Source organism: Streptomyces sp. NPDC055078 (assembly GCF_053607985.1).
Genome location: NZ_JBSGUP010000230.1, coordinates 1 through 11,542 on the forward strand (window position 1 = coordinate 1; position 11,542 = coordinate 11,542).

Annotated in this window: 10 protein-coding genes and 2 pseudogenes; 6 read left to right on the forward strand and 6 right to left on the reverse strand. The window is 73.5% G+C overall.

What is annotated here, in order from left to right; genetic code table 11:
* Positions 1 to 189 (forward strand): annotated as a pseudogene (locus ACWF94_RS20120) (PhzF family phenazine biosynthesis protein); the annotation flags it as partial.
* 130 nt (positions 190 to 319) lie between these two features.
* Here the strand turns inward: ACWF94_RS20120 and ACWF94_RS20125 are convergent.
* Together ACWF94_RS20125 and map are read right to left on the reverse strand one after the other, a co-directional pair.
* Positions 320 to 1,012, reverse strand: coding sequence for a biliverdin-producing heme oxygenase (locus ACWF94_RS20125; RefSeq protein WP_453489850.1), 693 nt, complete (start codon positions 1,010 to 1,012; stop codon positions 320 to 322).
* 164 nt (positions 1,013 to 1,176) lie between these two features.
* Positions 1,177 to 2,034, reverse strand: a complete 858-nt coding sequence (map, locus tag ACWF94_RS20130; protein ID WP_453489853.1) for a type I methionyl aminopeptidase — start codon at positions 2,032 to 2,034, stop codon at positions 1,177 to 1,179.
* Positions 2,035 to 2,093: 59 nt separating this feature from the next.
* Here map and ACWF94_RS20135 point away from each other — a divergent pair, with 59 nt between their 5' ends.
* A complete protein-coding gene (locus ACWF94_RS20135; protein ID WP_453489856.1) occupies positions 2,094 to 2,327 on the forward strand; it encodes a hypothetical protein in 234 nt (77 codons plus the stop codon).
* Positions 2,328 to 2,634: 307 nt separating this feature from the next.
* Here ACWF94_RS20135 and ACWF94_RS20140 read toward each other — a convergent pair whose 3' ends face one another.
* Both ACWF94_RS20140 and ACWF94_RS20145 read right to left on the reverse strand, forming a co-directional pair.
* Positions 2,635 to 3,918: an MFS transporter gene (locus ACWF94_RS20140; RefSeq protein WP_453489859.1), complete on the reverse strand. Its 1,284-nt coding sequence runs from the start codon at positions 3,916 to 3,918 to the stop codon at positions 2,635 to 2,637.
* A gap of 183 nt (positions 3,919 to 4,101) precedes the next feature.
* Positions 4,102 to 4,704: a hypothetical protein gene (locus ACWF94_RS20145; RefSeq protein ID WP_453489862.1), complete on the reverse strand. Its 603-nt coding sequence runs from the start codon at positions 4,702 to 4,704 to the stop codon at positions 4,102 to 4,104.
* Positions 4,705 to 4,798: 94 nt separating this feature from the next.
* Between ACWF94_RS20145 and npdG the strand changes: the two genes are divergently transcribed.
* Positions 4,799 to 5,503 (forward strand): NADPH-dependent F420 reductase, encoded by a 705-nt coding sequence (npdG, locus tag ACWF94_RS20150; protein WP_453489865.1) that lies wholly within the window; start codon positions 4,799 to 4,801, stop codon positions 5,501 to 5,503.
* A 173-nt stretch (positions 5,504 to 5,676) separates the two neighbouring features.
* Complete coding sequence (locus ACWF94_RS20155; protein WP_453489868.1) at positions 5,677 to 5,865, forward strand: hypothetical protein; 189 nt, start codon at positions 5,677 to 5,679, stop codon at positions 5,863 to 5,865.
* 110 nt (positions 5,866 to 5,975) lie between these two features.
* Here ACWF94_RS20155 and ACWF94_RS20160 read toward each other — a convergent pair whose 3' ends face one another.
* Positions 5,976 to 6,782: a site-2 protease family protein gene (locus ACWF94_RS20160; RefSeq protein ID WP_453489871.1), complete on the reverse strand. Its 807-nt coding sequence runs from the start codon at positions 6,780 to 6,782 to the stop codon at positions 5,976 to 5,978.
* A gap of 135 nt (positions 6,783 to 6,917) precedes the next feature.
* On the opposite strand from ACWF94_RS20160, the gene ACWF94_RS20165 reads away from it, so the two are divergent.
* A complete protein-coding gene (locus ACWF94_RS20165) occupies positions 6,918 to 10,589 on the forward strand; it encodes an AfsR/SARP family transcriptional regulator (RefSeq protein WP_453489874.1) in 3,672 nt (1,223 codons plus the stop codon).
* 15 nt (positions 10,590 to 10,604) lie between these two features.
* Here ACWF94_RS20165 and ACWF94_RS20170 read toward each other — a convergent pair whose 3' ends face one another.
* Positions 10,605 to 11,180 carry an NPCBM/NEW2 domain-containing protein gene (locus tag ACWF94_RS20170; protein WP_453489877.1) on the reverse strand — a complete coding sequence of 192 codons (576 nt, stop codon included), beginning with the start codon at positions 11,178 to 11,180 and terminating at the stop codon, positions 10,605 to 10,607.
* On the opposite strand from ACWF94_RS20170, the pseudogene ACWF94_RS20175 reads away from it, so the two are divergent.
* Positions 11,170 to 11,542 (forward strand): annotated as a pseudogene (locus tag ACWF94_RS20175) (hypothetical protein); the annotation flags it as partial. The gene ACWF94_RS20170 and the pseudogene ACWF94_RS20175 sit on opposite strands and share 11 nt — an antisense overlap.

Below are 11,542 nucleotides of genomic sequence, written 5' to 3' on the forward strand. Positions count from 1 at the left end.
GCCCTGAACATCACTCAGGGCCGGGGGTCACAGATTCTGACGGCCCCCGGCCCCGACGGCGAAGTGGAGATCGGCGGGCGGGTACGGATCGTCACCCCGGCCACCGCTCCGGTGCGCGACATCGTGGCCCCGGCTCCGGTGCCCGCCCGCAGGCTGAGCGTGGCGCAGGCGCTGCGGCTGATGAGCTGAGCCCCGGGCGCGGTCGCGGGGCTCGTGCGACGGTCGTGCGGTGGCGCGTGGCTCGCGCGTACGCGCCCGGGGGTGCCTGGCTCGCCCGGTGGCCGTACCGAGGTCGCGTGGCTCGCCCGCTCGCGCCCGCTCAGGCGCCGAGCGGGAACTCCGCGTCCAGCGCCCGGAAGATCGCGCCGTTGTAGTCGTAAGCACGCCGGCACTCGTCGATGATCCGCTGCCGCTCCAGATCGTCCGCCCGCACCGAGTCGAGCAGCGCGCGGTAGTCCCGCCGGAAGGCGGCCGGGTTCCTGATGCCGTCGAAGACGTAGAACCGCACGCCGTCGCCCTTGCGGTCGAACCCCCAGGTCTTCTCGGCCCGGTCGCGCACGACCTGGCCGCCCGCGAGATCACCGAGATAGCGGGTGTAGTGATGGGCCACATAACCGGCGGGCCAGGTGGCCGCGCACTCCTCGATCCGGGCCGCGTACGCCGCCGTCGCGGGCAGCGCGGTGAGCCCCGCGCGCCAGCCGTCGCCCAGCAGATGCGTCCGATCCCGCTCCAGCCCTTCCGTCCGGAACAGCTCCGGCCGGATGAACGGCCCGGCCACCGGGTCGTCCGCCAGGGACTCGGCCGCCCCCTCCAGCGCCTGGTAGACGAACCACAGCTGGCCCGTGTAGCGGGCGTACGCCGCGACGCCGTGCCGGCCGCCGAGGAGGTCGCTCATGAAGGGCGAGGCGTTGGCCTCGTCGTGCTTGTCGTGCGACGCCACCCGGATCTGGGTGGAGAAGGGGGTGCTCTGGGGCTCGGCGGTGGTGGTGGCGGTGGTGGCGGTGGTGTCCAAGGAGGACCTCCGGGACCAGGGGACGGAAGAGCGAACGGCGTCAGCACATGACTGCCACCGCCACCGATCATCCTACTTAGGTATACCTAAGTCAATAGGATTCCGACGCCCTGTCGGTAAACCTCACGCCCCTCGTCCAACCGGCCGCCCGGCCCGGCGCGGGGTCAGGGCAGCGTGAGAATCTCCGTCCCGGTCGCCGTCACCACCAGCGTGTGCTCGAACTGGGCCGTCCGCCTGCGGTCCTTGGTCACCACCGTCCAGCCGTCGTCCCACATGTCGTACTCATGGGTCCCCAGCGTGAGCATCGGCTCGATGGTGAAGGTCATTCCGGGCTGGATGACCGTCGTCGCGTGGGCCGCGTCGTAGTGCGGGATGATCAGTCCGGAGTGGAACGAGGAGTTGATCCCGTGCCCGGTGAAGTCGCGCACCACGCCATAGCCGAAGCGCTTGGCGTACGACTCGATCACCCGCCCGATCACATTGACCTGGCGGCCGGGCCGCACCGCCTTGATCGCCCGGTTCAGCGACTCCCGGGTCCGCTCCACCAGCAGCCGGGACTCGTCGTCGACATCGCCGCAGAGGTAGGTGGCGTTGTTGTCGCCGTGCACCCCGCCGATGTACGCCGTCACATCGAGGTTCACGATGTCACCGTCCCGCAGCACCGTGGAGTCCGGGATTCCGTGACAGATGACCTCGTTGACCGAGGCACACAGCGACTTCGGGAAGCCCCGGTAGCCCAGAGTGGACGGGTAGGCGCCGTGGTCGCACATGAACTCGTGGGCGACCCGGTCCAGTTCGTCCGTGGTCACCCCCGGCGCGATGTGCTTCGCGGCCTCCTCCATCGCCCGCGCGGCGATACGGCCCGCGATCCGCATCCGCTCGACGGTCTCGGGGTCCTGCACCTCGGACCCGGTGTACGGGGCGGGGGCGGGCTTCCCGACGTACTCGGGGCGGGCGATGGCGGCGGGGACGGAACGGGTGGGGGACAGCTCCCCGGGCACGAGCAGCGACTGGCCAGACATATCAGCGAGTCTAACCAGGGGCTGTGGGGCAGCATGGCGGTAGAGGAAGGGAGCCGCTGATGGCCCTGTTCAAGAGGCGCACCGCCGGCAAGGCGGGGGAGTGGTACTACTGCCTTCAGCACAAGAAGGTCGAGGAGGGCCCGGAGTGCCCCGCGAAGGACCGGTTCGGGCCGTACGGGTCGCCCGAGGAGGCGACTCGCGCGATGGAGACGGCGCGGGAGCGGAACCTCTCCTGGGAAACCGACCCCAAATGGCACGACACCCCTCCGGACGCCGACCCCCCGACCACCTGAGCGGTGCGTTCAGCCCGTCCGGCGTTTGAGGACACGCCCGGAGGGTGTGCGGTCCCACGGTGGTGCGGGTTTCGTGCGCCGGGCGCGGCCCGGTCGCCGGGGCTCTGCCCTGGACCCGCGCCTCAAACGCCGGCGAGGCTGAATTTGCCCACCCGGGTGCGCAAAACCAGCCCGTTGGGGGTCCCCCCGGACGAAGTCTGGGGGAGATTGAGGACACGCCCCGAGGGCGTGCCGCTCCACGATGGCGCGGGATTCGGACGGCCGGGCACGGACCTGGTGCGCAGGATGAGGCCACCCCCGGGTGAGGTCAGGGGGCCGACGTCGCCGACTCCTGCTGGGCGCGGCGGCGCAGCGCGTCCGGGTCCGTGGCGGAGTTGTAGTGGAGGAGCTTGGGGAGCGCGGCGGTGAGGAGCGCGACACCCGCGACGCAGGCGACGCCGCCGGTCCAGATCGCCGCCCGCGTCCCCGTCCAGCCGGCCATCGCTCCGGAGCGGACCTGCCCGAGCTGGGGCCCGACGCTGTAGGAGAGGACCTCGATCCCGGCCAGCCGCCCCCGCAGCTCATCGGGGATGGTCTGGTTCCAGATGGTCATACGGCCGAGACCGCTGAGGGTGTCGCCCGCGCCCGCGACTGCGAGGCACAGCAGCACCACCCACACATTGCCGAACCACCCCGCCCCGGCGATCGCCAGACCCCAGACCCCGGCCCCGTAGATGACGAACAGGCCGTGCCGGCGGACCTTGGACATCCAGCCGCTCATCAGGCTGAGGACCACGGAGCCGAAGGCGATCGCCGCGTACATCAGGCCCAGGGACCACTCGGCGTCGAGGTCGTCCGCGAGGAAGGGGAAGATCGCGGCCGGGAAAGCGAAGATCATCGCGACCAGGTCGATGGCGTAGGTGCTGAGCAGGACCGGACGGGACCACGCGTAGCGGGCGCCCTCCGCGATCCCCCGCAGCGACGGCTTCTCCGCGTCGTGCGCGGCGGGCGCGGGGGTGAGCCGCAGGCACAGCAGGACGGAGACGGCGAAGCCGAGGATCGTGACGGCGTAGGCCGTCGCATGGCCCGCGTACGCCACGACGAGCCCCGCCGCCGCGGGCCCGGCGATCCCGCCGAGCTGCCAGCGCAGATTGTTCAGGGCAGCCGCTGCGGTGAGCTGGTCGTGGGGGACGATCCGGGCCATCAGGGAGTCCAGGGCCGGGCGCTGGAGCCCCGCCAGCGCGGACACACCGGCCGCGACGACATACAGCGGCCACAGCAGCGGGTCCGGCAGCAGCGCGTTCACCAGCAGGATGACGGCGAGCAGCCCGAGGCCCGCCTCGGTGCCGATGATCAGCTTGCGGCGGTCGGCCGCGTCCGCGAGAGCGCCCCCGTACAGCCCGAAGACGATCAGTGGCACCAGCTCCACCGCGCCCATCGTGCCGACCGCGAGCGGCGACCCGGTCATCTCCTTGATCTGGAGCGGCAGGGCGATCATCGCCATGAAACTGCCCAGATAGGTGATCACTCCCTGGACCCAGAGCAGCCGGAAGTCGGGTGACGATCGCCACGGCGAGAGATCCGGGAGTATCGCGGAAAGCTTCGAGGTCACAGGAGGTCATATTCCGTGAGCCGCTCCTGCGGCGGCAAGCGAATTTCGCCCGGAGAGGCTCGGGGAGGCTCGGGGAGGCCGGGGCGGCCCGAAGAGGCCAGGGAAGGCCACTGGGAGGCCCAAGGCGCCCAAGGCGGCCAAGGGCGGCCCGGGGATGTCCCCGGCGGCTGACGCCCGGGACGGCTACCAGCGCCCCGGCGGCGGCGATGTCAACTGATCCACCAGCCGCGACAGCCGGTCGCGGAAGTGCCGCCGCCCCCGCGCCCCCGGCACGCTGTTCTCCCCGGCCGCCGCGCTCACCAGGTGCTGCACGGTGTCGAGGTCGACCTCGTCCCCGTCACCGACGGTCAGCGACTCGTGCGCGAGGGAGCGCATCTCCGGGTCGCCGCCTTCCAGCGCGAGCACCGTCGCCCCCGCGCGGCGGGCGTCGCACACCCGCGCCAGCAGTTCGGACTCCGGGCGCTCCGGGGCGACCACCAGGACCGTCTCGCCGCGCCGCGCCGCCTCCAGTCTGCCGAGTCCCACCGCGAGATGCTCCGGGTCGCCGGGACGCGCCCGGTGGCGTACCAGCGTGGGGGAGAGTTCCGGCAGCCCCGACCAGGCCGCCTCGTCCACGAGATGCGCGGCGAGATGCCAGGGCTCGTACGCCTCGGTCCCCACCAGCAGCAGTCCGCCGCCCCGGGGCACCACCGAGGACCGCAGCACCCCCGCGAACCGCCGGGTCGCGGCCGGCCACGACGTACCGGCCAGGACTTCGCGCAGCAGCGCGACACGTACGGCATCCATGGAGCGGCATCCTGTAGCACCACGCGCTCGAACGAGCGGGGATTTCCGGCGGCTCACCCGTTCGAGGGGTTGTGGCCGGAAGTAAGGTCAACTCATGACTTCCACTGACAACGCGGGCAAGCCCGCGGCGAAGGACCCCTGGGAACTGCCGGATGTGTCGGGCCTGGTGGTGGGTGTGCTGGGCGGCACAGGGGATCAGGGGCGCGGGCTCGCGTACCGGCTGGCCCGGGCGGGGCAGCGGGTGATTATCGGTTCGCGGGCCGCCGAGCGCGCGCAGAAGGCGGCGGCCGAGCTGGGCCTGGGCGTCGAGGGCGCGGACAACGCCGAGTGCGCGCGGAGCAGCGATGTGGTGATCGTGGCGGTCCCGTGGGAGGGGCACGCCAAGACCCTGGAATCGTTGCGGGAGGAACTGGCGGGCAAGCTCGTCGTGGACTGCGTCAACCCGCTGGGCTTCGACAAGAAGGGCGCGTTCGCGCTCACGCCGGAGGAGGGCAGTGCCGCCGAACAGGCCGCCGCCCTGCTGCCCGGCTCCCGGGTGACCGCCGCCTTCCACCATCTGTCCGCCGTCCTGCTCCAGGACCCCGCCGTCGAGTCGATCGACACCGATGTGATGGTCCTGGGCGAGACCCGCGCCGACACCGACCTCGTCCAGGCCATCGCCGCCCGTATCCCCGGCATGCGCGGCGTCTTCGCCGGCCGCCTCCGCAACGCCCACCAGGTCGAATCCCTCGTCGCCAACCTCATCTCCGTCAACCGCCGCTACAAGGCCCACGCCGGTCTCCGCGTCACCGACGTGTAGGAACGTGGAGGACCGGACGCCTGGCTACCGGACGCCTCGTACCGGCGTCGGATACGGGTGTCCGGTACGGGCGTACTCCGGTACGGGCGTACTCCGGGCCCTCCGGGACGCGCGGCGGGGCATGGGGGACACTGGGCGGGACGGACGGACACCCCCGACAGGAGCCTCACCCCATGCCCCGCCTCGCTCTCTACGCACTCGTCGTCTGCGCGCTCGCCGTCACGGCCGCCGTGGTCTCCTTCGCCCAGGGCATGTGGCTCGGGATCATCTGGGTGCTGCTCGCCGGGCTCTCCTCGAACATGGCCTACTACTACCTGCGCAAGGCGAAGGTGGACCGGTCGGCCGCAGGCAGCACCGGCTGACGACCACCGGCGCCCGGCGCCGCGCGCTGACGACCACCGGCGTTACCCGCGGCCCCACCGGAGCCCGGCACTGCCCCGTCCAACGAGCGCCCCGCGCCGCCCCCGCGCCGCTACGCGTCGACGAACGTCCGGCAGATCTCGTCCTCGCCCTGCCAGAAGCGGTAGTACTCCAGCCCGCAGTCCGTCTCCAGGCCGTGCACTCCCAGTCCGCGCAGAATCGCGTCGACCGCGTCGAAGAACGTGTGGTTCACCTCGGGGATGAACAGCAGGGCGAAGACGCCGAGCAGCCCGAACGGCGCGTACGGCTCCATCCTGCGCCGGATGCGGTACGACAGCCAGGGCTCGATCACGCCGTAGCCGTCCAGTCCCGGCACCGGCAGGAAGTTCAGGATCGCGGCGGTGACCTGGAGCAGCGCCAGGAACGCCAGCGCGAAACGGACCTGGAACGGCACGCCGTCCAGCGCGTCCAGCCAGAACGGCGCGGTGCACACGACCGCGAACAGCACATTCGTCAGCGGCCCGGCGGCCGAGATCAGGCTGTGCCGCCACCGCCCCCGGATCCGGTCCCGCTCGATGAAGACCGCGCCACCCGGCAGACCGATACCTCCCATGATCACAAACACGACGGGGAGCACGATGCTCAGCAGGGCGTGGGTGTAGGCGAGGGGATTGAGCGACAGATATCCCTTGGCGACGATGGAGGTGTCGCCGCTGTGGAGCGCGCTGCGGGCGTGCGCGTACTCATGCAGACAGAGCGAGACGATCCACGCCGAGGTGACGAAGAGGAACACGGCGAGCCCCGTCGCGCCGGCGAACTCCGTCCACACCGCCCAGCCCGTCACGGCCATCACGGCGACGATCCCGAGGAATACGGGGCTGATGCGCCGGTCCCTGTGACGGGAGATGGCGGTGGGCATGGGGCGACTCCGGGGGGCTCCAGGGGCACGGGAACGAGCGGGACCGACCGTACAGGGGGCGCAGGGAACAACGCGCGGAGTGGCCCCGCTGGTTCCTGTGTGCGAACCGCTGTGCGCAACAGGGACAATGAACGGGTGCGTTTCTCGGTCCTCGGCACCACACAGGCACTCCACGACGACGGCACGCCCGTCGCGCTCGGTGGTGCGCGGCTGCGCGCGCTGCTGACCGTGCTGGCGCTGCGGCCCGGGCGGCCGGTCCCGGTCGGGGTCCTGGTCGACGAGGTGTGGGACGGCGATCCGCCGGTGGACGCGGTCGGCGCCGTGCAGGCCCTGGTGGGGCGGCTGCGCAAGGCGCTCGGGCGGGACGCGGTGGCATCGGCCGACGGCGGCGGATACCGGCTGCGGGCCGATGGCGACGCGGTGGATCTGCACCGGTTCGACCGGCTGGCGGGGGAGGGCGCGCGGGCGCTGGAGCAGGGTGACGCGGCGAAGGCGACGGCGCTGCTGGAGGACGCGCTGGCGCTCTGGCGGGGGCCCGTGCTGGCCGATCTGCCCAACCGCGCGGCGGAGGTGTCCCGCTGGGAGGCCCGCCGACTGGACGCCCGCCGTACCCGGCTGGCCGCGATGCTCGCGCTGCGCCGCGCGGAGGACGCCCTTCCGGAGCTGGCCGCGCTCTGCGGGGAGCACCCGATCGACGAGTCCCTGCAAGTGCTGCGGCTGAGGGCCCTGCGGGACACGGGCCGCCCGGCGGAGGCTCTGGCGGCGTACGAGACGTTCCGCCGCCGTCTCGCCGACCGACTGGGGACCGACCCGGGCCCGGCCCTGCGCGGCCTGCATATGAGCCTGCTCACCGACGGGACGGCCGTGCTCACCGACGGGCCCGGTCCGGGCCCCGCCGGAGGCGGGGAGCCGACGGCACCTCAGTCACTCCGGCCACCCGGGTCCCCGCAGCCTCCGCAGTCCCCGCCTGCCGGGACAGCACACGCGGCGACGGCACACGCGGCGACGGCACACACCGGAACGGCCGACGACGTGCCGGGTGGGCGGGCGCACGGCAGGGGTACGGCGCCGGTGGCCCCGGACGGGTTCACCGGGGGCGCGGCGGGTGACGGCGGTGCGCCCGCGCCGATGCCCGCGCCGCCAGCGCCAGCGCCAGCGTCGGTGCCGGTGCCGGGCAGGCCCGGGTCCGTGGGCGGGACCGGGTTCGCGCAGGACGCGCCGCCCGGTCCGCGGGACGGTCGCCCGGCGGACGCAGGCCCGGGTTGGGGCCAACCGGACCCGCACCCCGCCCCCGGAGCCGACCGCGCGCACCCCGCCGCCCGCGCCGCCCGTGCCGCCCGGGGCAATGTGCGGGCGCGGCTCACCTCGTTCGTCGGGCGGGAGCGCGACCTCGACACCATCGGGCAGGATCTCGGCGGCGCCCGGCTGGTCACACTGCTCGGGCCCGGCGGTGCCGGGAAGACCCGGCTGTCGCAGGAGGTCGCCGAGCGGGCCGCGAACGGACTGCCCGGCGGGGTCTGGCTGGCCGAGCTGGCCCCAGTGGACGACCCCGACGATGTGCCGGAGGCCGTCCTCACCGCCCTCGGCGCGCGCGAGACCGTCCTGCGCGGAGCCGGAGCGGAAGAGTTGCGCGTGGCCGAGCGGTACACGGACGACCCCTTCGTACGCCTCGTGGAGCACTGCGCACGCCGCCGGATGCTCCTCATCCTCGACAACTGCGAACACGTCATCGGGGCCGCCGCCGCCCTCGCCCAGGGGCTGCTGGAGAGGTGCCCCGGGCTCACCGTTCTGGCGACGAGTCGGGAGCCGTTGGGGGTGCCGGGGGAGTTGGTGCGGCCGGTTGATCCGTTGCCGGGTCCGGTGGCGTTGCGGTTGTTGGGGGAGCGGGGGGCGGCGGCGCGGGCGGGGTTCGGGGTGGGGGATGATCCGGAGGCGTGTGCGGAGATCTGTCGGCGGCTGGATGGTCTGCCGCTGGCGATCGAGTTGGCGGCGGCGCGGTTGCGGATGCTCACTCCGCGGCAGATCGCGGATCGTCTTGATGATCGTTTCCGGTTGCTGACCAGTGGCAGCCGTACGGCGCTGCCCCGTCAGCAGACCCTGCGTGCCGTCGTCGACTGGTCCTGGGACCTGCTCGACGAGGACGAACGGACCCTGCTGCGCGCGCTGTCCGTCTTCGCCGGCGGCTGGGACCTGCCCGCCGCCGAGGCCGTCGGCGATGCCGCGCTCCTCGGCGCGCTCGTGGACAAGTCGCTGGTCACCGCCGCACCGGACGCCGAAGGATGCATGCGTTTCCGGCTGCTGGAGACCATCGGCGAGTACGCGGCCGAACGCGCCGCCGAGGTCCCCGCCGCCCGGGAAACCGCCGCCCGCGCCCACACCGAGTACTTCGCCGCGTTCGTGGAGGAAGCCGAACCCCGGCTGCGCTCGGCCGACCAGCTGCCCTGGATCACCCGGATCGAGGCGGACCTCGACAATATCCGCGCCGCACTCCACCGCACCGCCGTCGCCGCCCCCGACGAGGCTTCGGCGCTGCGCCTGGTCTTCGGGATGGGCTGGTTCTGGTGGCTGCGCAACTACCGTGCCGAGGGGCTGTCCTGGGCGGAGCGCGTCCTCGCGCTCGGCCCCGGGCCGGCCGAGGACGGCGATCCCCCGGACTGGCCCCGGATGCATCTGCGGGTGCTGCACTTCTTCCTGGCCCTGGAGAGCCGGCCCGCCGACCGGGTGCGCGAGGACGCCGGTCTGATGTCCACCCTGCGCGGGATCCGCCGGGTCTTCGAACAGCCGGGCCCCGAGGCCGCCCGTTTCCCCGGGCTGCTCTGGCCCCTGACCGCGTGCCTGACGGAGGACATGGCGGAGGTCCGCGGCATGCTGGACGCCGCCGTCGCCAACACCCGGAAGTACGGGAGCGACTGGGAGTACGGGACCACGCTCCTGTTCCGCACCCATATGGTCATCGACATGTCGGGCGGCGTCGACGGCGTCGACGAGGATCTCACCGAACTGCTCCGGCTGAGCCGCCGCGTCGGGGACCGCTGGCTGCGCGCCCAGACGGCGAGTGCCGCCGGTGAGGCGGGCATGAGGCGTGGCCGGTTCCCGGAGGCGAAGGAGGCGTACGCCGAGGCCCTCGCCCTCGTACGGGAGGTCGGCGCCCATGCCGAGTCACCGTTTCTCCAGGCCCGGCTCGCCGAACTCGCCTTCCACACCGGCGATACGGCGGGGGCCGAGCGGCGGCTCGACGAGGCGGGGCGGGAGGCGGACCGCAACGACTCGCGGGACGCCGACGCCTACATCCACATCATGCGCGCCGGTCTGGCGATGCGGCGCGGCGAGCGGGCCGAAGCCCGGAGGCTGACCGACGAGGCCCGCCGCCTCAGCGGGCTGGGCAGCCCGCCCGTGCACTTCGAGGTGTTCATCGACGGCATCGACGCCACGCTCACCGCCCACGAGGCCCCGGGACCCTCCGCCGCCGTGGTGGGCCTGGCCGCTGCGCTGCGCAAGGCGTGGGCCGCCGACTGCGCGGAGTACGTCAGCGCGCAGCTCGCCGACAGCGCCGCGGCCGTCCTGCCGCTGACGGGCCGCCTCGCCCTGTCCGTACGGCTGCTGGCCGCCGCCGACGCCTGGCGCGGGTCGGCTCCGCGCTCCGCCCCGGAAGCCGCCACGGCCGACGGGCTCCGCCGACGCGCCCGTCTAGAACTGGGGCCCCGGCACTACGACGCCGAGCACACGGCGGGCCTCGCCCTGACCGTCCCCGAGGCCGCGGAGCTGCTGGAGGCGGTCGCGGGGCCGGGGCCCGCCGCAGGCGGCTGATCCGGGGCCGGCCCGTCACACGCAGCTGATCCTGGACTGGGCCCAGTTCGCCAGCGCCACCGTACTGAAGGGCTTGTGCGGCTCGACCACCAGCCGGATCGTCTCGCGGCCCGCGAGCGAGACACTCACCGGTACGGCCGCGTCCCGGCCGCGGATCACCGGTGACCGCCACAGCCGGGCGCCGTCCGCGTAGACGGAGAAGCGCACCGCGCCCAGGCCCAGCGTCATGTCGTCGATGCCGACGAGGGCGTCATAGCGCGAGCACTGGCGGTTGAGATCGATGGTGATGGACGACCTGGCGTGCACGGTCACCCCGTACGCGTACCGCTGACCGTCGATCCGCATACTGGAGCGCTGCCAGAGCCAACTGCTGTCCCTGAGCCGCACCTCGGGCCCGGTCCCGTCGCCGATGACACCGTACTTCAGCCGGTTGACCTGGTAGACCTTCGGCTCGGGCGGGGGCGGGGGCGGCGGCGGAGTGGGCTTCGGCGCGGGCGGGGTCGGGGCGGGTGCCGGGGGCGGGGTGGGCCTGTCCGGTGGCGCGGCGGGCTTCGGCGCGGGCGGTGCCGGAGGCGTCGTCTTGGGGGGCACGGGCTTCGCCGGGGCAGGCTTGGGCGGGGCGGACGGCGCGGTGGACGGCCTGGGCTTCGGGGTGGGCCTGTCCGGTGGCGTGGCGGGCTTCGGCGCGGGCGGTGCCGGGGGCTCCGGCTTCGGGGGCGGCACCGGTGCCACCGGCTCCGCGGCGGACGGCTTCGCCCGGGGCTCCGGCGCGGGCTCCGGGCTGCCCGAGAGCGCCCACACCAGCCCGGCCGCCGCCGCGACGGCCAGCACCGCGCCGATGCCGACCTTCACGGGCGCACCCAGCCCCTCCGACGCCGCGGCTCCCCCGGCTGCTCCCGCCGAACCGCCCGTGGCACCGCTCGCGGCACCACCTGCGGCAGCGCCCGCGGCAC

What these genes read in the sequence shown, in the direction of transcription:
- map (WP_453489853.1), bottom strand. Translation starts at nt 2,034, where the DNA reads ATGTCTGGCCAGTCGCTGCTCGTGCCCGGGGAGCTGTCCCCCACCCGT.
- ACWF94_RS20135 (WP_453489856.1), top strand. Translation starts at nt 2,094, where the DNA reads ATGGCCCTGTTCAAGAGGCGCACCGCCGGCAAGGCGGGGGAGTGGTAC.
- ACWF94_RS20145 (WP_453489862.1), bottom strand. Translation starts at nt 4,704, where the DNA reads ATGGATGCCGTACGTGTCGCGCTGCTGCGCGAAGTCCTGGCCGGTACG.
- npdG (WP_453489865.1), top strand. Translation starts at nt 4,799, where the DNA reads ATGACTTCCACTGACAACGCGGGCAAGCCCGCGGCGAAGGACCCCTGG.
- ACWF94_RS20155 (WP_453489868.1), top strand. Translation starts at nt 5,677, where the DNA reads ATGCCCCGCCTCGCTCTCTACGCACTCGTCGTCTGCGCGCTCGCCGTC.
- ACWF94_RS20160 (WP_453489871.1), bottom strand. Translation starts at nt 6,782, where the DNA reads ATGCCCACCGCCATCTCCCGTCACAGGGACCGGCGCATCAGCCCCGTA.